Below are 22,614 nucleotides of genomic sequence, written 5' to 3'. Positions count from 1 at the left end.
AAGCATTATAAGTATTTTTCAACGCGGCGATACCGGTGAAAGCACTCAGGGAGCCGCAGGTTGAGTGTGTTCGCTCGCCACTTCATGAAACAGGTTGCGCATCCAGCGATGGGCCGGGTCGCCGTCGAGGAATTTGTTCCATTGGGTGAACTCGCGCAGCATTGGCAGGGCCAAGGGCGGGGGCAGGACTTTCAATGGCAGGTAAGTTGAGTACAGCGCCGCCAAGCGGGTTTGCATCACTGCGATGCGATGGGTGCCCACCAGCAAATGTGGCAACGTATTGAAGCTGCTGGTGGTCAGTTCGACTCGACGGGATTTGCCATAACGCTGCAAGAACTCCTCATCGAAGCTGGGCGCCCGGGCGCTGCCAAAGTTCACGGCCACATGCCCCAGTTCCAGGTACTGGGCCAGGCTCAGTTGTTCGCCCACCTCGGGATTTTCACGCCAGACCACGCATTGATAGCTGTCCTCGAACAGCAAAGCCTTGGGGTGCATGTCTGACAAGTAGTGATCCGGCATGATGACAAAATCCACTTCTCCTTGGGTCAACATGTCGTTGTAGTGGTTAGCGGTCGGCTGGATATCGATGGATATGTGCGGTGCCTGCTGCTGCAGGCGTTGCGCCAGCGGACTGAGAAAAACCGTGGTCACAAAATCCGAGGCGACAATCTTGAAATGTCGTTTGCAGGTCAGCGGGTCGAATTCCGGTTTATTGACGATGGTCGATTGAATATCCAGCAACACGCGACGCACCGGCTCGGCCAGGCTCTGCGCCAAAGGGGTGGGCAGCATCTTGCGCCCTATCTGCACCAGCAATTCATCCCCGAAGTAGTCACGTAGCCGCGCCAACAGGCCACTGGCAGCAGACTGGCTGACATTCAGCCGCTTCGCCGCCCGGGTAATGTTCTGTTCGGTGAGCAGGGTGTCGAGCACCACCAGTAAATTTAAGTCCAAGTGATGAAAACGCATCGTCGAGGCTCCAGTGAGGAAGCGCCTTTGTATCATTTTTTTTAGATGAGTGGCATCCGAACAATCGATTATTCGGATGGAAACAAGCTGCCTATGATCGTGCCATGACGCTGCAGGACCGCAGTGCTCAAAAGACCTTTAACGACAAAAATAACAAGTCAGAGGTTGGCATCGATGAAACGGATACCCCCCAATACCCAAAGGCCCTGTCGCCAGTTGGCGGTACTGGCCGCGGCGATTGCCGCCATCAGTTCGCTGCCGCAGGCTGGCGCGTTTGAAATCGACACCGGTGATTCCGATCTGCGTCTTCGCTGGGACAACACCATCAAGTACAACGCCGCTTGGCGAGTGAAGGATCGCGACAGCAAGTTGGTCAGTTCGGTGAACCAGGACGACAGTGATCGCAATTTTGACAAAGGCCTGATCTCCAATCGCTTGAACATCCTTTCCGAACTCGATGCGCGCTACCAGGATTTCGGCGCGCGGGTCAGTGCTGCGGGTTGGTACGACAGTGTCTATCAGGGCCACAACGACAACGATTCGCCGACCACAGCCAACCAGCGCTCGGTGAGCTACGACACCTTTACCGATGACACTCGCAGCCTTCACGGTGGCCAGGCGGAGATTCTCGACGCATTTGTTTTCGGCAAGGGCTCTCTGGGTGAGCTGCCGAGCAACTTTCGTCTCGGTCGCCATTCGGTGCTATGGGGGGAGAGCCTGTTCTTCGGCGCCAACGGCATTGCCGCCGGCCAGGCGCCGATTGATGTGATCAAGGCCACTTCGGTGCCCAACACTCCGTTCAAGGAGCTGATCCGACCGGTCAACCAGTTCTCCGGGCAGATACAGCTGCGTTCCAATCTGTCAGTGGCGGCGTACTACCAGTTCGAGTGGGAAGAGAATCGAATCCCTGCCGTTGGCAGCTACTTTTCTACCTCCGATGCGGTGGGCGATGGCGGTGAGCGCTTGATCGTCGGTGGGCCCATCGGCCCCAACCAGCAGCCGCTGGCGTTCTTTCGCGGCAAGGACATCAAGGCCAGTGACCGCGGCCAGTACGGCTTGTCGCTGCGTTTCTCGCCAGAGGACTGGAACACTGATTTTGGTCTGTACGCGATCCGATATCACGCCAAAGATCCGATGATCTACACCCGAGCCAATGCCACCGGACCGAATGTCCTGACCGGTCAGTTGGGTGAGTATCAGTTGGTGTATGCCGAAGGCATCCGTGCCTATGGCGCCAGTTTCAGCACCTCCATAGGTGATGCGAACGTCGCGGGTGAAGTGTCGGTACGGCGTAACACGCCCCTGGTGAGTGTTTCGCAAAACAATGCCAGCGGCCTTGGGGACAACGACAGCAATGCCTTGTATGCCGTGGGCAACTCATTGCACGCACAGCTTTCCTCGCTTTATTCGTTTGCAGGCAACGGGGCCTGGGACTCGGCCAGCCTGGCCGGCGAGGTGGCTTGGCACCGACGCACCAGCATCACCAAGAATGCTGCGGCCCTGGACCCTAACAGCGAACGCGACGCGTGGGGCCTGCGTATGAGCTTCACGCAGAATTTCTTCCAGGTCTACCCGGGTGTCGACCTGAGTGTACCGGTGGGTGTGGGTTACAACCCCAAGGGCAAGTCGTCGGTTATCAACAAGTTCAACAACGGTGTGGGCGACAAGGGAGGGGACCTGAGCATCGGCGTCCAGGCCGATTACCTGCAAACCTGGAAAGTCGGCCTCAACTACACCCGTTACATCGGAGGCAGCGACAACTTCCTGGATGCTGGCAATGCCAATACCTACGGTCAGCCACTCAAAGACCGCGATTTCATCGCGTTCACCGCGCAGCGTTCGTTCTGACGCGGCAGATCCAAAACAAGAATAATCAGAGGTGCGTTCCATGAAGCTCAACCCCTTGAATCACGTTCTGTTGGCCGGCTTACTGATCACTCTATCGCCACACACTTGGGCGGTCAGTGACAGCGAGGCGCAGCAACTAAAATCCAGCCTGACCCCCTTGGGAGGTGAGCGTGCGGGCAACGCCGATGGCAGTATTCCCGCGTGGGATCAAGGGTTCACTCAGGTTCCGGCGGGCGTCAGTGCCGGGCCCCGAATTCCCGACTATTTTGCCAGTGACAAACGTCTGTACTCGGTGACGGCGCAGAACCTGGCTCAGTACAACGACAAGCTCAGCGATGGTCAGAAGGCCCTGTTCGCCAAGTACCCTGATTACCGCATCGACGTTTACCCCACGCGCCGTACCGCCGCTGCTCCGAAATGGGTCTACGACAACACCCTCAAAAATGCCACGAGCGCGCACCTGACCAATCAAAACAACACATTGGAAGGCGCCAGTGGCGGGATTCCGTTTCCAATCCCGAAATACGGAGCCGAGGTGGTTTGGAACCACCAATTGAGTTGGCGTGGAGAGGCTTGGAAGAATGATTTCAATGTCTACATCATCACCGCCAACGGTCAGCGCATTCTGTCCAGCACCATCCAGTCGCAACGGGAAATGCCGTATTACTTTCAGAATGCCAAGTCCGAATACAAAGGCATCTACTGGATGACCAAGCTGGTCAACCTCGGGCCGCCGCTAAGGGCCGGCGAGGCCTTGCTGGGGCGTGAGCCTTTGGACTATGCCAATGGCGGGCCGCAATCCTGGGTGTACCTGACAGGGCAACGTCGCGTGCGCAAGTTGCCGGTATCGTCCTACGACACGCCAACGCCTACCAGTTCGGGGGTGGCCAATTTTGATGAAGTGTCGGTATTCACCGGGCCATTGGATCGCTACGACTGGAAGATCGTCGGCAAGCGGGAAATGCTGATTCCCTATAACAGCAACATGATCCTGCAACCGAGCAAGGATGCCGATATCCTCGGTGAACGTTTTCTCAATCCGGACCACATGCGCTGGGAGCTGCATCGAGTCTGGGTCGTGGAAGGCAACCTGGTTGCGGGCAAGCGCCACAGCATGCCTAAACGGCGCCTGTACGTAGACGAAGACACCTGGATGGCAATGCTTGGCGACAGTTGGGATGCCAACCAGCAACTGTGGCGGACCTACCTGCAACTGCCTTATGCAACGCCCGAGCTACCAGGTTTGGTGCGCGGCATGTTCACTCAGTATGACCTGCAGACCGGCGCCTGGATGGCCAATAACGTTGTGACCGAGAAGCGCGTTCAAAACCAGGTGGTCAAGCCGTTTCCTGACAGTGACTTCAGCCCTGATGGCCTCGCTGCCGACGGTGTCCGGTGATGAAACCGCAGCGCTTGTGTGCGGCGTTCGTGGCGCTATTGACCGGCTTCGCTGCCCATGCCAGCGAGGCGCCCGTCAAACCGGTATTGCAGCGTCCGGCGTTACTGGTCAGCCAGCCGACCCACGCCGTACTGATTGACATTGCCCGCGCTGGCGAGCGCCTTGTGGCGGTGGGCGAGCAGGGCGTGATCGTGCTCTCGGACGACTATGGCAAACACTGGCGTCAGGCATCGGTGCCGGTCAGTGTGAGCCTTACCGCAGTGAGTTTTCCGTCCGCTCATCAAGGCTGGGCGGTGGGGCATGCAGGCAGCATTTTGCACACCGTTGATGGGGGTGAAAATTGGACGCTGCAGTTGGACGGAAAAGTCGCCGCACAACGCGTGCTCGACGCCGTCCTCGGCGATGCCCTGGCAAGCGAGCGGCAACTGAAGGTGGCTCAGCGGTTCGTCGCCGATGGCGCGGATAAACCTTTCCTTTCCGTGCATTTCAGCAACGATCGGCAGGGCACCGCGGTCGGCGCTTTCGGCTTGATTGTGCACACCGATGACGGTGGCCAGACCTGGCAATCCTGGGTTGATCGTTTGGATAACCCGGCGGGGAATCACTTATATGCGGTCGTTTCCCAAGGTGAGCGAATCTACGTGACGGGTGAGCAGGGCGTGTTGTTTGCATCGCTGGATAAGGGCGCACATTTCAAACGCCTGACAACGCCATATGAGGGTAGTTTTTTTGCGATGAACCTGGCGGGCAATGGTGATCTGCTGTTGGTCGGCCTGCGCGGCAATGCCTGGCGAACCCAGGATCAGGGCCTGCACTGGCAATCGCTGCACAACCCCATGCAAGCCAGTCTGATGGCTGCCCGCGCGACGAACACCGGCCGGGTCATGCTTGCCGATCAAGCGGGTCGCTTGCTTCTCAGTAGCCGCGACGACAGTCAATTGCGGGTGCAGGGACAGTCCACCTCAAGCCCGGTGGCGGCGTTGGCTCAGGCAGCCGATGGCCATTGGGTGGTGGTGGGAGCGCGTGGGGTCAAACGCTTGGATGTCCAAGGAGACAAGCAATGATGAGTGTCCCGTCCAACACAGAACGGCCGATTAGCCCCGAGCAGAGCCTGAGAGATTTCGACAGCCGTTCGGGCTCGTTGATCGAGCGCAGTCTGTTCAACCATCGTGGCCTGGTGTTGTGGTTGTGCCTGCTGCTGACACTGGGGTTAGGTGCCGCCAGCACGCGTCTGGGGCTCAATGCCAGTTTCGAGAAAATGATTCCCACCGGGCATCCCTACATCGCCAACTACCTGGCCAATCAGGGGGAACTCACAGGGTTGGGTAACTCCGTGCGTATTGCCGTCGAGGCCCCTGGCGAGTCGATCTATGACGCCCACTACCTCCAATTGCTGGGCAAGCTCAACGACAAGGTCTTTCTGTTACCCGGGGTTGATCGTCCGTTCATGAAGTCTCTGTGGACGCCCAACATGCGCTGGATGGCGGTGACCGAGGAGGGTGTTGAAGGCGGACGGGTCATTCCGGATGATTACGACGGCTCGGCTGCCGGCCTCGATGCCGTGCGGCAGAACGCCGCTCGCTCTGGGGAGATCGGTCAGACTATCGCGCTTGATGGGCGCTCAAGCCTGCTGTTTGTGCCACTGCTCGATACCGATCCGCAGACGGGCAAGGCGTTGGATTACGCCGCGTTTTCCCATCAGTTGGAACAATTGCGCACGGACTTTCAGGCGCAGGGTCTGAAAATCCACATCACCGGCTTCGCCAAAGTGGTCGGCGATCTGATCGACGGACTCAAACAGATCCTGATGTTCTTCGCGGTCGCCATCGTGATAGCCAGTGCGATGCTGTACTGGTTCACCCGCTGTATTCGCAGCATGCTGCTGGTGATGGCCTGCTCTCTGGTGGCCGTGGCCTGGCAGCTGGGAATTGTCACTTTGCTGGGATTTGAGCTCGACCCTTACTCAGTACTGGTGCCGTTTTTGGTGTTGGCCATTGGCATGAGCCACGGCGCGCAGAAAATGAACGGCATCATGCAGGACATCGGGCGTGGCATGCACCGCCAAGTGGCGGCCCGCTACACTTTTCGCCGTTTGTTCCTCGCCGGTTTTACCGCGTTGCTCTGTGACGCTGTGGGGTTTGGTGTGCTGATGCTGATCGACATCAAGGTCATTCAAGACCTGGCGCTGATCGCGAGTATCGGCGTGGCGGTGCTGGTGTTCACCAACCTTATTCTGTTGCCGATCCTGCTCAGTTACTGCGGCGTCGGTGCCCATGCTGCGGCGCGCAGTTTGCGCAGTGAAGAAGCGGCACAGCAGGGCGCCAAACATCCGTTGTGGGCATTTCTCGATCTGTTCACGCGCCGGCATTGGGCCGCGGTGACGATTGTCGCGAGTCTATTGCTGGGGGGTATGGGGTTTGTCGTCAGCCAGCACCTGCAAGTCGGCGATCTGGACCCTGGTGCGCCTGAACTGCGGCCCGACTCGCGTTACAACCAGGACAATGCGTACCTGGCGGCGCACTACGGTGCTAGCAGCGACGTATTTGCGGTCATCGTGCGAACCCCTGAGGGCGGTTGTGCCAATTATACCGCGCTGATGCGCCTGGATGCGCTGGAGTGGCGTCTGCGTCAGTTGCCGGGTGTAGAAACGACAGCGTCGCTGGCCAGCCTCAATCGAGGCCTGCTGGTGGGTATGAGTGAAGGCAATCCCAAATGGTACGACCTGACTCAGAACCAGTCGTTGCTCAACTCAATCACAGGGCGCGCGCCAAGAGAACTGTTCAACCAACGCTGCGACACCATCACCCTTTACGCCTATCTGCGTGATCACAAAGCCACCTCGCTGACCCGCCTGGTGGACGAGGTGGAAACCTTCGCCCAGGCCAACAACGGTCCTGATCTGAAGTTTCTGCTGGCGGCGGGCAACGCCGGGATCGAGGCTGCAACCAATATCGTGGTCAAGCAGGCGAATCACGACATGCTGTATTGGGTGTATGGGGCGGTGATTGTGTTGTGCCTGGTGACTTTCCGTTCGATGTTGGCTGTCGTCTGCGTGATCCTTCCGCTGGCCCTCACCTCGATTCTATGTGAAGCGCTGATGGTCTGGCTGGGGATCGGTGTGAAAGTCGCGACCTTGCCGGTGATCGCCCTGGGAGTCGGGATCGGGGTCGATTACGCGCTGTATGTCATGAGCATCCTGCTGGCGCGACTCAAGGCGGGTGAGAGCCTGTCCGAGGCTTACTATCATGCCCTGTTGTTCACCGGCAAAGTCGTGATGCTGACCGGTGTCACGTTGGCAGTCGGGGTAGCCACCTGGGCGTTTTCACCGATCAAGTTTCAGGCCGACATGGGGATTCTACTGGCGTTCATGTTCCTCTTGAACATGGTTGGTGCCCTCGTGCTACTCCCCGCTCTGGCGCACTTTCTGCTGCCCCACGCGCGCACTTGGCGCTGGGCGTGGCATCGTGTTCAGACAGGGGCCGGCGACCTGTACTCACCTTCTCATAATAAAAAGGAATACACCTTATGACCGTGTCCTTGACTGGCGATGCTTCGCGCTCTTGGCGATCAGGTGCCGGGCTTCTGTTGTTACTCGGAAGCTGCCTGCCGATTCTCGGCGGCGTGCTGATCGCCCCTGTCTTGCCGCGTATCGCCGGGCATTTTGCGGGCGGTGCCAACACCGCGTTGCTGGTTCCCATCGTACTCACACTGCCGGCCTTGATGATCGCTCTATTCTCCCCCTCTGCAGGGTGGGTCGCCGACCGGCTGGGGCGCAAACGCCTGCTGATTCTGGCGATGCTCGTCTACGGAATCTGTGGGCCGTTGCCACTGTTACTGGATGACCTGACCGCGATTTTGCTCAGCCGTGCCGGATTGGGTTTAGCCGAGGCGGCGATCATGACGTGTTGCACCACGTTGATCGGTGACTACTACGAAGGGCAGGCGAGGGCGCGCTTGTTGGCGTGGCAGACCATCGCTACCTCGCTGTCGGCAGCGACCTTTTTCATGGTGGGCGGCATGCTCGGAGAGCATGGCTGGCGCACGCCATTTTCCGTTTACTTCATTGGCCTGCTGTTTGTCCCGCTGATGCAACTGGCGCTCTGGGAGCCGTTTCGGGCTAAAGCCTCCCAGTCAGTCCTCCCCTCCGCAATGGGTACGAGGTTTCCCTGGCGCTCGCTGTCGGTGATTTGCTTGTTGACCATGGTGGCCACACTCGGCTTTTTCATCGTGCCGGTGCAAACCGGTTTTTTGCTCGGGCACCTTGGCATTGATTCACCGAAAAGTACCGGGATGGCCATTGGCATCAGCCACGCCGCGGTGTTCGTCGGGGCTCTGAGTTTTCGCTGGCTGAGCCGTTTCGGTCCTGGTCTGCTGCTCTCTGCGGCGTTTCTGATCTCGGGTATAGGCCTGGTGCTGCTTGCCACGGCCATCGATTACCGCGCGTTGGTGATTGCGGTGCTGATCAACGGCCTGGGCTGCGGCTTGATGCTGCCGACGGTCGTCAACTGGGCGCTGTCGAGCCTCAGTTTTGAGCATCGAGGTCGTGGTACCGGCATGTTTACCGCGAGTTTTTTTGGCGGCCAGTTCGCCAGCCCCTTGTTGGTCATGGCCCTCAGCGGCGCGGGCGGTGGGCGGGTCGAAGCGGTTGCCCTGGTCGGCTGGGGGTTGTTGCTGGCTGCGGTCTTTTCGTTGATCGCGCCGCGGCTGGCGGGCTTGCGTCTGCTGGACCCGATTTCGGTTAAGGGTGATATGGCGTTGCACTGATACGCCAGGGTTTCAGCTAAAGGTATTTTCACAGCATACGAGGATTGCACTATGAAGCTCGCTACCTTGAAGGACGGTAGCCGTGATGGCCGGCTTGTGGTCGTCTCCTGGGATTTACGTTACGCCGTGGAGGCCAGGCCGTTTAAGACGTTGCAGCAGGCACTGGAAAACTGGTCAACAGCCGAAACGGCCTTGAGCCTGCGTTATCAAGCCCTGAACCGCGGCGAGGCGCTGGGGCGCTTCGCGTTCGATGCGACACAAGCTGAAGCCCCCTTGCCCCGGGCCTACCAATGGTGTGATGGCTCGGCATTTCTCAATCACGGGCACTTGGTACAGCGCGCTTTCAATCTGCCACCACAGGCCGAAGCACATATTCCATTGATGTACCAGGGCGCCAGCGACGACTTCCTGGGACCTTGCGACGATATTGTGCTGCCCAGCGAAGAGCAGGGGATCGACTTCGAAGGCGAGTTTGCGGTGATCGTCGATGAGGTGCCGATGGGCTGTCCGGCTTCGCAAGCCTTGCAATATGTCCGGTTGGTCATGTTGGTCAATGACGTCAGTTTGCGTGGCTTCATTCAACGTGAAATGAAGGCTGGCTTCGGCTTTCTCCAGGCCAAGCCCTCATCGAGTTTTTCGCCGGTTGCAGTGACGCCCCAAGAGCTTGGGGCTGCGTGGCGAGACGGTCGTGTGTGTCTGTCGCTATTGGTGAGCTGGAACCACGAGTGGTTCGGCCAACCCAACGGCGCAGAGATGAGTTTCAGCTTTGCCGATCTGATCGCGCATGCCGCCAGCACGCGTCGTTTACGTGCCGGTACCATCATTGGCTCGGGGACCGTTTCCAGCGTTGATCGTGAGGCGGGCTCTGCCTGCATCTCTGAACGTCGTGCGATCGAAATGATTGATCATGGCCAGGCGAGCACGCCGTTCATGCGCTTTGGCGATCGAATCCGGATTGAGTCGCTCAATGCCGAAGGCGAGACCGTCTTCGGTGCTATCGATCAATGCATCGTGGCCCAACCTTCCCTTATTCAAGAGTCCTCGTTATGAAACCGCGTACACGTCGCCTGGTCGATCTGTCGGTCACCCTGGACAATAATCCGTACACCGATCCGCCGCCCTTGCTGCCGAAAATCGACTATGTCAATCACCAGGCCGGCGCGCCTGAGTTGTTGGCCATGTTTCCGGGGTTGCGTATCGAGGACCTTCCCGGCAGCGAAGGCTGGGCCGCCGAGCGCTTGCAGATCACCACCCACAGCGGTACACACATGGATGCACCCTGGCACTACGCATCAACCACCGATGGCGGCAAACCGGCTTATGGTATCGATGAGTTGCCCCTGGAATGGTGCCTGTGCCCTGGCGTGAAGCTGGACTTTCGTCATCTGCCGGATGGGCATGTGGTCAGCGCGGCTGAAATCGAGGCTGAGCTCGAACGCATCGAGCACGTCTTGCAGCCGTTGGACATTGTGTTGGTCAACACCCGTGCCGGCGCACTGTTCGGTGAGCCGGGTTACCTGGACGCAGGTGTCGGCATAGGCCGGGAAGCCACGATGTATTTGCTCGAACGCGGTGTGCGGGTCGTCGGCACCGATGCATGGAGCTGGGATGCGCCGTTTAGTCATACACGTGCGCGTTTTGCAGCGACAGGGGATGCCTCGATTATTTGGGAAGGGCACAAGGCCGGTCGGGATATTGGCTACGGTCAGATGGAGAAACTGTCCAACCTTGAGTGTTTGCCAGCACACGGTTTTGAGGTTTCGTGCTTTCCGTACAAGATCAAACATGCATCGGCTGGGTTTGTACGCGCTGTAGCGATTTTTGAGGTGTAATCCCGTCGTTCGGCAGCGTTGAACGACAATGGATTGTGCTGCATCGGATCAACCTGTGGCCAAGTCAAGGTGAGACCGTCTCATGTTGACTTGGCGGCTTAAAGGGTTACTTCGCTTGCCATGCATTAGAGACCGCTGCAGCCTTGAACTTAGCGCGATTTTCAGGCGTTGCAGGTGGTTCGGAGTCGCCAAAAACAGCCTTGAGCCAATGCCCATCGGTAGGGTTAGGGAACAGGATAAATTTGCGCCCGAACTGTTGCTGGTCTTCGGCCATCAGGTGCTTGCGTTGCTGAACATCAGCCACGTAATACTTGCGCTTGAAGTCGTTGAGGTTGTCACCGAGCATCACCACAACGTTAAACGCTTGGGCGATCTCTGTTTGTCGTGGTTCTTTGTTGGAGCTGTCGCGATATACCGTCAGGTGCTTCTCATCCGCAAAAGGCAGGTTGTTTTTGCGTAAATTTGCCAACGCATATTCAAAAGTTTTTTCACCCTGATCGCGACTGGTCACATAAAAAACTTCTACACCCTTTGACTTGGCATAGTTCAAGAAATCCACAGCGCCGGGAGTGGCGACCGGCCCATTCTCGGCAACCCATTTGTCCCAGGCATTGTCGTCGAAAAACTCTTTGTCGGCGTTCACCATGTAGCCCCAATAGCTATTGCTGCTGAGGACGGTGTCATCGACATCGCTGATGATTGCCAGTGGGCGGTCGCCTTTTTTGTGGGCTTGGAGCGCGCGGTCCAGTTGACTCCTCGCCACGTTGAAGCCCTGGTAATAAAGCGCCTCAAACTCAGCGGCTGTTTGTTTCCAGGCGACTGCGGACGTCAAAAGATTTGAAGGCGGGCTGGCGGTCTGCTCGGCAAAAGTTGGGCTTCCATGAAGCATGAGCATCGAAACGAATAAAGGTGCGGCCAGCGTTTTATTTATGTTCACTTTTTAGCCCTTATTTGCGAATTGAGCCGGTGTGGAAACGGCTGATGTGTTTTATATCAACCTGGTTTTCTGCTCAATACAGGTGTCGCGTTTATAGATCAATGGGGCGTAATCCCCTTCTTTTACCTTCCGATAAAGAGCGTCTGATCAGCCGCTGCTGATTGCTTTGCTGCACGGGTGACTTGGTTGTTTGGTGGCAGGGCGCTTAATCCAACCATTGGGGACAGGTATGACCGACAAAAAAACCGACGCCACGCTGACCACAGGTGACGATAGCCTCCGCATTTTCGAGTGTTTGAAACGCGGTGTTTCAAGGCGAGAAGCGTTACGCATGCTTGGCATTGTCGGGGTGGCCGCTGCTGGCGCGGGCGGCCTGTTTGGTGCAGCAGGAAGCGTGCTGGCCGCAGAAACAGCAGGCGGGGAAGGGGTTGGCAAACCCTGCGGTCGTATTCGTGTTGCGGCGGTATCCTGTTCCACCGCCGATACCCTGGACCCGGCAAAGGGTTCACTGTCCACCGATTATGTACGTCAGTACATGTGTTACAACGGCTTGACGCGGTTCGACAACAAGCTTGTCCCGCAGATGGAGTTGGCTGAACGTATCGAAACCAGCGATTCGACGCTCTGGACCATCACCTTGCGCAAGGGCGTCACTTTCCATAATGGCAAGTCGCTTGATCCTGCCGATGTGGTGTTCTCCCTGTCACGACACAAGGATCCTGCTACCGGCTCAAAATTGATGGCGTTGATGAATCAATTTGAAGAGATCAAAGCCACCGGCCCCTCTGAGTTACAGATTCGTCTGAGCGCCCCCAACGTCGAGCTACCCTCTATTCTGGCGGTTTCGCACCTGCTGATCGTACCGGCCGGCACCACAGATTTCGCGCTTGGCATCGGCACTGGGCCTTTTAAGGTCCAGGAGTTCAAGCCCGGTATTCGTTCGCTCATGGTGCGCAACATTCAATACTGGAAGCCGGGACTGCCCTCCTGGACGAGATCGAGTGCATTGCCATCAGTGATGAGTCGTCACGTGTCAACGCCCTGTAGGCGAGCGATATTCACGTGATAACCGGGGTTAATCCACGCTCTACCAATCGAATCAAGGCTAGCGCCAAGCACCAGGTGATTGACTGTTAACGCCAACGCTGAATTGCCCCACGTGCTGACGTGGGATTAACCCACTCTCAAGTCAACACAAATCCAGTAAAAGTAGTGGTTCGCAAGGAGTCTGCCCGGGTCAGTGATATCTCGGCAACTGGATCATTTCGGCGCCGGCGCCATCGTGCGCGGAATCCGGTGCAACGTACATCAAGTTGCCAAAGTGGTCGGCGTATTCGTTAAGGTATAGGCCACGGCTCCCGTAATAGTGCTGTGCGATCGCATTCCCAGCGTCGTTTAAGTCCTCCTCACTAAATTTTCCATCGCAATACCTGTAGAGAAAATCGGTGGCAGAGAGTTCGCCGCTGATCACGCGGGCGACTGCTTCAGGCTCTTCCTCGACATGAATGTCGCCAGCCCAGCCTCTAACAAAACACCATCTCATGAAAAGCGCTATGTGTGTGCCGCCATGCTCCTGTGTTTGGCCTGCTGGAAAGTCTCCGGCATGGTGCCAGCTTGCATCATCGTATTTGATGGGCGTCCTTGAGATGTTTTGCGTTGAAAAGGGGCTTGATTTATCACGTTCTCGCAGGGATGCGGTAGGTCTATTTTCAGTTTCATCCAGCAGGCAAAGACAGAACTGTCGTTGCCCTACTTGGCAATGAACAACATCATTCGCTATTGCTGCCTATTGACTGCGAATGTTCACTTTTGGCCGATTGCAGCCCATCGTGACGGGTAGCTTTTTGAAAATTGGTCCCCATTATCGGCCCCAATTTTTCGATGCTGATAATTGGCTACTTTTCCCCGAAAAACCTCCTGGCTTGGGTCGAAGTTGTCGAAACAACTACCACCGCCTCCACCACGCTTTCTGAGCAATCACCTCAGACTTCAGCGAGGCAATCTTAGAGCCTGCAATCTTTACCGGTGCGACGTCCAGACCATCGAAGCTACCTAGACCCAGAGGGGGGCTTTCTGCTTGTAGAAAGCGAGTGGTTTCTTCTGAAGTCACCGCATGCAGTAACGACGAGGGCGTTATGTTCCGACCCAAGACGTGAATGCCGCTCTCTGGGTCATGCAGACCACTTGCGCCGGTGCCTTCAACGCCATCTATCAGAACCGGCTGAATCGTGACCGTCCCAAGCTAGTAGGTGATATCCAGATCACCGCAAACGCAACGCAGCCTTTGCAGTTCACCATTCGACGATACACACACAAAATCCAGCCCGTCGTCATCCGTGCAAAAGCTGCAAACGTGTAATTGAAGGCTTTTACTTAGCGCTAAATTCACATTCAGGAAAGCTCTCTTGAATTAGTCGGCTAGCTGAGCATCCTTAAGCACTTTGTATATCCGCGATAGCGCTGCCAATTCTTGAAGGAGCTCAAGCGGTACATGCTTGATGGGTGGCATAGACGTTTCCGTTCTTCGCCAGCCTTGAACGTGTCTAAGTAGAACGAAGTGGCGCTTTCATCCTGGTGCAATGACCACCCATTGCTCGTCGGTAAGGTAGAAAGTGGTTCTAAGTCCGGCATCACATTCATCGCATGAGCAACGACAAGGTACCCCATTGTTTAGGTCCTTCAGGTATAGGGCTGAATCGCCCAAGCATAGTCGATACTTGAGTGTGTGCTATTGGCCGATCTCCGCCCTTCACGAAGGGCGGTTTTGGGTCGAATTGCGTCGGTGGCCACAGGCAGAAATCGACTCAAAGCTGCCGGTCGGGACCGGCAGAAATCGGCCAGAAGTGGTCATTCATGAACGATTCCTATCGATCCATAACGGCTACGGGAATAACTACAGATTGCTTAACGCGGCCGTTAATTCTTTACTGAAGTAGGGGCGATTCAAACCTGTATCCCTGCCGTAGACAATGGCAACGCTGATGCCAAGGGAGCGTCGCGCTGCTATGTCCAAGCATTAGCCGGAGCATCTCGCACGGCATCATGTACCAGGCGGAAGGATGGGTTATCCAGTGCCTTGCTGCTATAACACAACCCCACCCTACGGCTTGGTAGGGGGCTATTGATGAGTTGGGTCGTAACGCCTTGCATCGTCTCTACCAAAGAGCGAGGCAGGACTGCGACTCCTATCCCGGCCGCTACAAGCAGCAGCGACTGTTGCAATGAACTGCTGCTGGCTACCGCAGCAGCTGTGGAGTTGCCATATAGCGGCATCACACGCTGGTGGGAGGGGTGATCGGGACAGATGATCCAGGGATAAAGGCCCTTAGTCGTACCCAGGTGTGCGTCCGTGGCGGTCACGAATACAAACGGATCCTCCCAGATCGGCAAGAACAGTTCATCCTCGCAACGCTGCTCTTCGACCGCTAAGCGGGCATCGCCTATGCAACCATTCTGGAGGGTAATATAGAGCTCAGGTACGGCCTGAACGGCGAAGCGTAGCAACGCACTTACATTCCGGGGACTTATGTCGTGTTCGATGCCCAGCGTTAATTGCAGGCGTGTTTCACGAGTGCGAAAGCGCTGGCGCAAGGCGTCGGATTCGCCCACCAGCGAACAGGCCTGGGGGTACAGTGAGCGCGCCGCCTCACTTACCTCTACGCCACGGGATCCGCGCTTGAACAAGCTGACACCCAGTGCTTCTTCCAATTGTTTGATGGTCACCGACAAGGTGGGCTGGCTGATGCACAAGCGTTGCGCGGCTGCGGTGATATTGCGTTCTTCGAACACCGCGATGAAGGCCTTGAGATGTCGGATATCCATAGGTATTAACGATGCCTGCGAGAGTAATTAATCATTTTATCGCGCTTATAGACGTCTTTACACTGATGGTTATCTGAAAACTCAATAACAGGACATATTCATGACAAAGCCATTGATCATCATCACCGGTGCTAGTTCGGGTATAGGCGAGGCCTCAGCGCGGCTGTTCTCTGCCCAGGGCCACCCCTTGTTGCTGCTGGCCCGCCGAGTCGAGCGCCTAGTTCAACTTGGCTTGCCTGAGACACTTTGCCGAGACGTCGATGTGATTGATCGCGAGGCGCTGCTGGCCGCTGTTCAGGAAGCCGAAGCGCAATACGGGCCGGTTGATGCCATCATCAACAATGCGGGTGTCATGCTGCTAGGCAATATGAGCGACCAGGACCCAGAGGAGTGGGATCGTATGTTCGACGTTAACGTTAAGGGCATGCTCAATGGCATCCACGCCGTGCTCGGTGGTCTAATTGAGCGCAATCATGGCACGATCATTAACGTTGGGTCTGTGGCTGGGCGAAAGACGTTCCCGAACCACGTTGCTTATGTGGGCACCAAATTCGCGGTACACGCCATATCGGAAAATCTGCGCGAAGAAGTGGCCGCCCACAATGTACGCGTCATCACTATCGCCCCTGGTGCTGTGGAAACCGAACTACTGAGCCACACGACTGACGAGGCGATTAAGGCTGGGTACCAGGACTGGAAAGCCGGCATGGGCGGCGTGGTGCTCTCTGCCGACGATGTCGCCAGCGCAATTCGTTATGCCTATGAACAGCCGCAAAGCGTCTGCATCCGCGAGATCGTAATGGCAGCGACGCGTCAGCAGGCGTAAATGCGTCATCTAAATGTAGATGCAAACGATTAATGGGTGCGGTTGAGTAGGCAGGCCTTTCCTCCACCTGACTCAATGTCGGCGGTTGCCTGCTAACAACAGTCAACCTGTGTTTGGTCATCTGCTTTTGGCTGATAACTGCCTTTCGCGCAGGGAAGCTTTTGGCCGACTGCTGCCTGTTTTCAAAAGATGAAGGCGGTTTGAGGATGCCCTCAACCGTCGAGTGCGGCAGTAATTAAAGTGGTAATTAATCCCAGATTCCCCTGAAATGGGCCCAAGAGATCAGCCTGCTTGCGAGCCCCGTCGATCCAAGTTGTCACTGCACCGACGACTGCCATCGGGATGAGGCAACCATTCTAACTGGAGGCGTAGTCGGCAGAACGGGCGATAAATCAGGGGATGAACGGTCTGATTTATCGCCAGCTCAATGGTCGGCCCACGCTTCCAAACCGACTGCGCGCCGGCTCCACAGCGAGACGTCCAGCTCTGTCACCCAGCTTCCATTGCCGAACCTGGCATGCAGCAATGCTTGCATCTGTACCAGCGTGAAGCTCGATGCCTTGGCATCGAAATCAACGTATGTGGTTTGAACCAACAGCAGGCAGTCTCCAAAGCACGCCGTTGCAGGACCCGGACTTCGCGCGCGCAGAAGGGGCACTCGCCATCATAGTAAAGCGTCAGTGATCAACGTATTTTCTTGTGCATGCCTTGCGGCTATGTATAGGTTTTTTCGAGATATGCCGAACTAAAGGGTGCTGGCAATAGATTCTGGTCTTTTGCCGTGATCTTCGCCATCACGCTCAATCCCGTGAAGTATTTCCCATTAATTGTTGTAGCGCTGATCGCGTAGAGATCGAATTGGACGATCCATCACGCTCTGTTTGCATACCTCTACGTTGCTGTCAAGACATGGAGGGAACTGCTAGCGAGGCGTCAGCGGCTAGATGATGGCAAAGCGCTTCATCGGATTGTAAAAAAGTTCAAAAGCTGTACAAAAATTTAAAAATGTACAATTTATTCTAAAGTTCATACAGTCCCCCGCCGATGGCTTAGCTGAAACGTTAAATCGCTGTTCAACCTGAGCCCGCCTGTAAGTTCATGTGGATTGAACGTGTCTCGTTTTAGCGCATCAGTGTGCACGCACACGCTTCGTTCAGATGGGACAGTGGAACTGACCCTAAAAACTCGCCTTGGATGACGACACCCAACCCCTGAAGGCAACCGTGGTTGCCAGAACTAATTGTGCCTTGCGTATTAATGACGTGATGGCATTTGAGGCCAAAAAATGGCAGTAGCGGCAAGATTTTTAGACAATACTAAGGTTTCCCGAAAGCTGGGGATCGGCTTTGGCACTCTTTTGCTGGCAGTGCTGGCTGTTGCACTCGTCGGCTACACCAGCAACAACATCCTCGTTGATCGTTTGGACACCACGCGCTTGATCGGTACGCTTAACGATGCGGCACAAGACATGCGTCTTTCAGAAAAACAGTATGAGGCCACCGCTGACCAAACCGCGCTACAGGCTTATCGTGCTCAGTTCAGCGCCTTGCAAGGGCACATCTCCAAGGCGTTGGTTTCACTGACACGTGCGGAGAATCAGCAGGCTCTGACGCAACTGCAAGCCAGTGCAGCCTCTTACGATCAAAAGGTCAATCGCCTCGTCGAAACCGACATGTCCACCAGTGGTGCGCTGAAACCTTTGGGCGCTTTGTCCGATAAGTTCGTTGACACCTTCTCTCGACTGCTTGAAACCACCACCAATAGCGCCCTGGAGCAACCTGGGGGCGAGCGTATTGCTGAGCTGCGTACGGTGGCTGACTTGCGGAATGGCATGACGATGTTTCGTCTCGTGTTGCGCCGCTACATCGCCGTTCCAGACGCCACCAACAAAAAGCTGCTGCTGGATACCACCGATGGGTTCCTCAGTAACATCAACAAGGCCCGTGCCAGCCTGCCTGTGGCACTTGCCAGTCAATTGGAAGAGGCGTATTCCGGCATGCGTCAATACCGCGACGTGCTGATTCAGGTCTCTGCTCTTTTCGAGCAAAAGCAGAGCCTGCGACAGCAAGTGGATCAAGAGAGCGACGTCATGGATAAAATCATGACCGGCCTGATGGATACCCAGCAGCGCCTGGCGCGTGCCGACCAGCAGAGCGCTTTTATTCAGGTGGCGATCTTGACCTTGATGGCGTTGTTGGTGGGGTTGTTTGCTTCCGTCGTTATCTCTCGTCAGATCACCTCGCCGCTCGCGCTCACCGTCGAACTGGCTCGCCGTATCGCCAGAGGCGACCTCACAGTGCAGGCTAAGTCGATGCGCCGAGATGAGCTGGGCGACCTTCAAAACGCTATGCAGGACATGGCGCAAAAGTTGAACACGTTGGTGCAGGGTATCGGCGGCGGCGTTACTCAAATCTCGATGTCTGCTGAAAAACTGTCAGCCATGAGTGAGCAGACAAGCGCAGGTGTTCGCCAGCAAAAAATTGAAGTGGATCAGGTCGCCACTGCGATGCATGAGATGGCCTCTACCGTTCAGGAAGTGGCGCGCAACACCACTGACGCTTCAGCTGCGGCAACCCTTGCCGAAGAGCAGGCACGTCAAGGAGGCGCGGTAGTCAAGCAGGCTACGATGCAAATCAACGAGCTCTCCCAGGCAATCGAAGAGCTGGGGGACGCCATGACGGTACTCACTCAGGACAGCGAGCAAATCGGCAAAGTCATTGATGTGATCAAAGCGGTCGCCGAACAAACCAACTTGCTGGCACTAAACGCGGCCATCGAAGCCGCGCGGGCAGGTGAGCAGGGGCGCGGGTTTGCGGTGGTTGCTGACGAAGTGCGTTCACTTGCACAACGTACGCAGGACTCAACCAAGGAAATTGAAACGCTGATACTCGCCTTGCAGCAAGGCACGCAGGCCGCCGCTACCCTGATGGTATCCAGCCGCGAGCGCACATTGGACACGGTCGAGTTGGCACATAAGGCCGAACAGGCAATCACCCAAATCAACCAATCCATCGGCACGATTCAGGAAATGAGTCTGCAGATATCAGCTGCCGCTGAGCAGCAAAGTGCAGTGGCGGACGAAATCAACCGCAGTATTCTGAGTGTTCGTGACGTAGCCGATCAGTCCGCGGTAGCGAGCGAGGAAAGCGCAACGGCGACGATTGAGTTGGCCTCCCTTGGCCACGATTTGCAAAAAATGACTTCTCACTTCAAAACCTGAGACGCAAACACTTTGGCCTGTGGAGAATGAAGCGGCATGTTATGCACTCCTGTCTGCGTGATGTGCTTCGATTATTCATATCGCCCCCCCTCTGGCTCGCGTGGGTACACAGGCTTCGCTGGCGCTAATTTTAGCTGTGTTCGCCAGGGCATACGAATCAGGGGCAGATATTGGAGGGGGGGGCAGACTGGCGGCAGAGTTACCGAACAGAGCCCTGCATCACCGTTGTAACCTTCTAATGAAGTTCGTGCAGACGTGTTTGATGGTACGGGCTTTCAAGGCATTACGCATTGCTAACTGGATCGCAAGCCCAGCATCAACGCACCGTCAGCAAATCTAGCGGGACTGGCTAACAGCCCTATTCGCATCTACGCATAAACCCAATCCCGTACAGGGCAAACTTTCGAGCTAGACATGAACAAAACGCTTTCGTTGGCCGCCGCTTGGGTTTGAGCGGAGCCCAAACGCTTGCCTTCGAACTTCTAATCTTTTCGCTCTTGAAATACCCCGAGAATAAGTTCAGGATTAAGTCTTTTGCTGGGCCTGAAAAAAATAAACCCCTTAGATTTCAATCGGTCGGACGCCAGGTGCGAGTCTCGTTTCCTGCTCCAATCTCCTGATTTGTATTCGCTGTATCGTCAATCTGTGGTTATTTGCGCCGCGTTTTGACGCAACTGATCTAGGTAGTTTGCCCATTGTTGGGCAGCCTCTCGGCGTTGCGCCAGCAATTGAGCCCTTGCATACACTGCCCCGAGCGCACCCGGCATTCGGTGAGATAAAGATAGTTCAAGCACGATAGGATCTATACCCAAATGCTCGTGGGCTATGGTCCGGTAGGTGGCGCGAAAGCCGTGAGCAGTGATGTTGTACTCCGGCCAAATACGCTGAAAGGACTTGAGCATGGAGGTCGGGTTTATGGGGCGTCCCGGATAGACCGGCGAGACGAACACCCAGCCTTTGCCTTCTTCATCCACCACGCGGGTTTTATGTAGCTCGCGTAACAGAACCAAGGCTTGTTCAGGCAACGGCACGATGTGTTTGCTCTTGTCCAGATGCTTGGTCTTGCTCACGACATAACGCCAATCGGCGCCCACCAAGTCGACATCTTCCCAGCGCATCTGCACCAGTTCGCCTGGGCGGACCGGCAACATCACTAGCAGGCGCATTGCGGTGGCAACGCTGCCGTCGTTGCAGTCATCAAGGCGTAGAAGAAACCTGCCCAGGTCGGATGGCCTTTCGATTGCCGGGTTGCTGGTCACGATGTGGCGAATCTTCAACTCCTCAATGTTGCTGAGCGCCACGTTGCGCTCCACCCAGCCGCGACCTTCGGCAAAACCCAGAACGGCGCGTATGATGGTGCGCACGCGCCGGGCCATGGCCATGGTGCGCTGGCGGCGCAACTCAGTGATGATCGTAGTAATGTGCTCCAACTTGATCTCGCTGATCGGTTTTTTGCCAATGGCAGGCAAGATGTGGTTGTTCAGCGCTCCGGTAAAGCCCGAGATGGATTTTGTGACCAGTTCGGCAGACTTGAATACCAACCATTGCTCAGCCACGTAAGCGAAGGTGCGCTCTTCATTGAGCAACTGTGCCTCGATCTTGGCGGTCTTGGCCTTGAGCGGAGCGGTGTGGTTAGCCACGTCGCGGCGTGCGCCGCGGGCAATGTCGCGCGCCTCCTTGAGGCTAATGTCGGGGTAAGCGCCGATGGAGAAGCGGTTTTCCTTGCCATGCAGCCGATACTTCAATCGCCAAACCTTGGAAGGGGATTTGCCGACCTTACTCGACGCCCTGACCTCCAAGTAGAGGCCAGGAACTTCGCCATCGGCGTGTTTGCCAGGTTCGGTCAGTGAGCGGATCAAGGCATCGCTGAGTTTTCGTTTGAAAACAACCGCATTATCTGGGGGCATCGGTGGGGGCATCCTTTTTAAGGAACCGAAATTTGCCCCCAATTATGCCCCCATGGGTCGTAGAATCCATTGGATTTAGACAGACGGCTATGGACTTAAGCAACCAATAACTTGTTGTTATAAAACGGTTTTATGGAATTTAGTGGGATTCCGTTACAGGCTATCGGGGTCCCCAAAAAACATCTGTATCCGCGACCGCAACCACCGCTCCCCCGGATCATTGTCCTGCGACCCACGCCAAGCCATATGCAGCTCGAACGAACGCACCGGCAACGGCGGTTCTTCCGCGCGCAACCCCCCTGCGGCGGTCAGTGCCTCGGCGGCATAGTCCGGCACAATGGCGACAATGTCCGTGCCTGCCAGCAATGTCCCCAGCCCGTTGAACTGCGGCACCGCCAGCACCACATGGCGTTTGCGGTCGAGTTTCTCCAGTTCTTCATCGATGAACCCGCTCAAGTCGCCGGCGAACGACACCAGGGCGTGGGGACGGGCGCAGAAGTCGTCCAGGCTCAGGGAGCCCGGGACGCTGTCGGCGCGCAGCAGCTTCGGCAGGCTGCGGCGCAGTACTTTGCGCTTGGCGTTGGCCGGCAGGTCGGCGGTGTAGCTGACGCCGATGGAAATTTCGCCGGAGGCGAGCAGGCCGGGCATCAGGATGTAGTTGACGCGGCGCACTACCAGTACGATGCCGGGCGCTTCCGCGCGCAGGCGTTTTAGCAGTTGGGGCAGCAGGGCGAATTCGACGTCGTCGGACAGGCCGATGCGGAACACCGCGGTGCTGGTGGCCGGGTCGAACTCGGCGGCGCGGCTGACGGCGGTGGAAATCGAGTCCAGGGCCGGGGAGAGCAGGGCGAAGATTTCCACGGCCCGGGCCGAGGGTTCCATGCTGCGGCCGGTGCGCACGAACAGGGGGTCGTCGAACAGCCCACGCAGGCGCGACAACGCGGCGCTGATGGCTGGTTGGCCGAGGAACAATTTCTCGGCGGCGCGGGTCACACTGCGCTCATGCATCAAGGTTTCGAATACGATCAAGAGGTTAAGGTCGACACGACGCAGGTCGTTACGGTTCATCTTGTGTCCTGGAAGAGTCAGC

General features: G+C 56.6%; 14 protein-coding genes and 2 pseudogenes. 11 read left to right on the top strand and 5 right to left on the bottom strand.

What is annotated here, in order from left to right; genetic code table 11:
• Positions 1-45: 45 nt before the first annotated feature.
• Entirely contained in the window at positions 46-969 is a 924-nt protein-coding gene (locus tag C8K58_RS04940; RefSeq protein ID WP_108573217.1) for a LysR family transcriptional regulator, read from the bottom strand.
• A gap of 174 nt (positions 970-1,143) precedes the next feature.
• On the opposite strand from C8K58_RS04940, the gene C8K58_RS04935 reads away from it, so the two are divergent.
• The 7 genes from C8K58_RS04935 to C8K58_RS04905 are packed head-to-tail and all read left to right on the top strand — an operon-like array spanning position 1,144 to position 10,812.
• Positions 1,144-2,817, top strand: coding sequence for a DUF1302 domain-containing protein (locus C8K58_RS04935; protein ID WP_108573214.1), 1,674 nt, complete (start codon positions 1,144-1,146; stop codon positions 2,815-2,817).
• Between the two features lie 40 nt (positions 2,818-2,857).
• Positions 2,858-4,216, top strand: coding sequence for a DUF1329 domain-containing protein (locus C8K58_RS04930; RefSeq protein WP_108573212.1), 1,359 nt, complete (start codon positions 2,858-2,860; stop codon positions 4,214-4,216).
• Complete coding sequence (locus C8K58_RS04925) at positions 4,216-5,280, top strand: YCF48-related protein (protein ID WP_108573210.1); 1,065 nt, start codon at positions 4,216-4,218, stop codon at positions 5,278-5,280. Before C8K58_RS04930 ends, C8K58_RS04925 begins: the two co-directional genes overlap by 1 nt.
• Positions 5,277-7,745 (top strand): RND family transporter, encoded by a 2,469-nt coding sequence (locus tag C8K58_RS04920; RefSeq protein ID WP_108573208.1) that lies wholly within the window; start codon positions 5,277-5,279, stop codon positions 7,743-7,745. The genes C8K58_RS04925 and C8K58_RS04920 overlap by 4 nt, the downstream gene beginning before the upstream one ends.
• On the top strand, positions 7,742-8,980 hold the full coding sequence (locus tag C8K58_RS04915) for an MFS transporter (protein ID WP_108573205.1): 1,239 nt from the start codon (positions 7,742-7,744) through the stop codon (positions 8,978-8,980). Before C8K58_RS04920 ends, C8K58_RS04915 begins: the two co-directional genes overlap by 4 nt.
• A gap of 51 nt (positions 8,981-9,031) precedes the next feature.
• Positions 9,032-10,030, top strand: a complete 999-nt coding sequence (locus C8K58_RS04910) for a fumarylacetoacetate hydrolase family protein (RefSeq protein ID WP_108573203.1) — start codon at positions 9,032-9,034, stop codon at positions 10,028-10,030.
• Positions 10,027-10,812: a cyclase family protein gene (locus C8K58_RS04905; RefSeq protein ID WP_108573201.1), complete on the top strand. Its 786-nt coding sequence runs from the start codon at positions 10,027-10,029 to the stop codon at positions 10,810-10,812. Before C8K58_RS04910 ends, C8K58_RS04905 begins: the two co-directional genes overlap by 4 nt.
• 106 nt (positions 10,813-10,918) lie before the next feature.
• Here the strand turns inward: C8K58_RS04905 and C8K58_RS04900 are convergent, their stop codons facing one another.
• A complete protein-coding gene (locus C8K58_RS04900; protein ID WP_108573322.1) occupies positions 10,919-11,701 on the bottom strand; it encodes a 5'-nucleotidase, lipoprotein e(P4) family in 783 nt (260 codons plus the stop codon).
• A gap of 277 nt (positions 11,702-11,978) precedes the next feature.
• Here C8K58_RS04900 and C8K58_RS04895 point away from each other — a divergent pair.
• Positions 11,979-12,880, top strand: a pseudogene (locus tag C8K58_RS04895) (ABC transporter substrate-binding protein); the annotation flags it as partial.
• A 1,872-nt stretch (positions 12,881-14,752) separates the two neighbouring features.
• Here the strand turns inward: C8K58_RS04895 and C8K58_RS04880 are convergent.
• Positions 14,753-15,571, bottom strand: coding sequence for a LysR family transcriptional regulator (locus C8K58_RS04880; RefSeq protein ID WP_108573197.1), 819 nt, complete (start codon positions 15,569-15,571; stop codon positions 14,753-14,755).
• Between the two features lie 100 nt (positions 15,572-15,671).
• Between C8K58_RS04880 and C8K58_RS04875 the strand changes: the two genes are divergently transcribed.
• The 3 genes and pseudogenes from C8K58_RS04875 to C8K58_RS33025 all read left to right on the top strand — a co-directional run bounded on the left by C8K58_RS04875 (position 15,672) and on the right by C8K58_RS33025 (position 19,617).
• Positions 15,672-16,397, top strand: a complete 726-nt coding sequence (locus C8K58_RS04875; protein ID WP_108573195.1) for an SDR family oxidoreductase — start codon at positions 15,672-15,674, stop codon at positions 16,395-16,397.
• A gap of 1,285 nt (positions 16,398-17,682) precedes the next feature.
• Positions 17,683-18,759, top strand: a pseudogene (locus C8K58_RS33030) (methyl-accepting chemotaxis protein); the annotation flags it as partial.
• On the top strand, positions 18,745-19,617 hold the full coding sequence (locus tag C8K58_RS33025; protein ID WP_371921647.1) for a methyl-accepting chemotaxis protein: 873 nt from the start codon (positions 18,745-18,747) through the stop codon (positions 19,615-19,617). The pseudogene C8K58_RS33030 and the gene C8K58_RS33025, both read left to right, overlap by 15 nt.
• 638 nt (positions 19,618-20,255) lie before the next feature.
• On the opposite strand, the gene C8K58_RS04860 is transcribed toward C8K58_RS33025, so the two are convergent.
• Both C8K58_RS04860 and C8K58_RS04855 read right to left on the bottom strand, forming a co-directional pair.
• On the bottom strand, positions 20,256-21,524 hold the full coding sequence (locus C8K58_RS04860; protein ID WP_108573191.1) for an integrase arm-type DNA-binding domain-containing protein: 1,269 nt from the start codon (positions 21,522-21,524) through the stop codon (positions 20,256-20,258).
• A gap of 153 nt (positions 21,525-21,677) precedes the next feature.
• Complete coding sequence (locus tag C8K58_RS04855) at positions 21,678-22,592, bottom strand: LysR substrate-binding domain-containing protein (RefSeq protein WP_108573189.1); 915 nt, start codon at positions 22,590-22,592, stop codon at positions 21,678-21,680.
• Positions 22,593-22,614 lie beyond the last annotated feature (22 nt).

The sequence above is a fragment of the Pseudomonas sp. GV047 genome (genome assembly GCF_003058245.1).
GTDB lineage: Bacteria > Pseudomonadota > Gammaproteobacteria > Pseudomonadales > Pseudomonadaceae > Aquipseudomonas > Aquipseudomonas marginalis.
The sequence above is the reverse complement of the archived record's forward strand: the minus strand, read 5'-3'. Positions and strand labels throughout refer to the sequence as shown.

Bases quoted from the DNA above. Each gene is read 5' to 3' on its own strand.
- C8K58_RS04940 (WP_108573217.1), bottom strand. From the start codon at position 969: ATGCGTTTTCATCACTTGGACTTAAATTTACTGGTGGTGCTCGACACC.
- C8K58_RS04935 (WP_108573214.1), top strand. From the start codon at position 1,144: ATGAAACGGATACCCCCCAATACCCAAAGGCCCTGTCGCCAGTTGGCG.
- C8K58_RS04930 (WP_108573212.1), top strand. From the start codon at position 2,858: ATGAAGCTCAACCCCTTGAATCACGTTCTGTTGGCCGGCTTACTGATC.
- C8K58_RS04925 (WP_108573210.1), top strand. From the start codon at position 4,216: ATGAAACCGCAGCGCTTGTGTGCGGCGTTCGTGGCGCTATTGACCGGC.
- C8K58_RS04920 (WP_108573208.1), top strand. From the start codon at position 5,277: ATGATGAGTGTCCCGTCCAACACAGAACGGCCGATTAGCCCCGAGCAG.
- C8K58_RS04915 (WP_108573205.1), top strand. From the start codon at position 7,742: ATGACCGTGTCCTTGACTGGCGATGCTTCGCGCTCTTGGCGATCAGGT.
- C8K58_RS04910 (WP_108573203.1), top strand. From the start codon at position 9,032: ATGAAGCTCGCTACCTTGAAGGACGGTAGCCGTGATGGCCGGCTTGTG.
- C8K58_RS04905 (WP_108573201.1), top strand. From the start codon at position 10,027: ATGAAACCGCGTACACGTCGCCTGGTCGATCTGTCGGTCACCCTGGAC.
- C8K58_RS04900 (WP_108573322.1), bottom strand. From the start codon at position 11,701: ATGCTTCATGGAAGCCCAACTTTTGCCGAGCAGACCGCCAGCCCGCCT.
- C8K58_RS04880 (WP_108573197.1), bottom strand. From the start codon at position 15,571: ATGGATATCCGACATCTCAAGGCCTTCATCGCGGTGTTCGAAGAACGC.
- C8K58_RS04875 (WP_108573195.1), top strand. From the start codon at position 15,672: ATGACAAAGCCATTGATCATCATCACCGGTGCTAGTTCGGGTATAGGC.
- C8K58_RS33025 (WP_371921647.1), top strand. From the start codon at position 18,745: ATGCAGGACATGGCGCAAAAGTTGAACACGTTGGTGCAGGGTATCGGC.
- C8K58_RS04860 (WP_108573191.1), bottom strand. From the start codon at position 21,524: ATGCCCCCAGATAATGCGGTTGTTTTCAAACGAAAACTCAGCGATGCC.
- C8K58_RS04855 (WP_108573189.1), bottom strand. From the start codon at position 22,592: ATGAACCGTAACGACCTGCGTCGTGTCGACCTTAACCTCTTGATCGTA.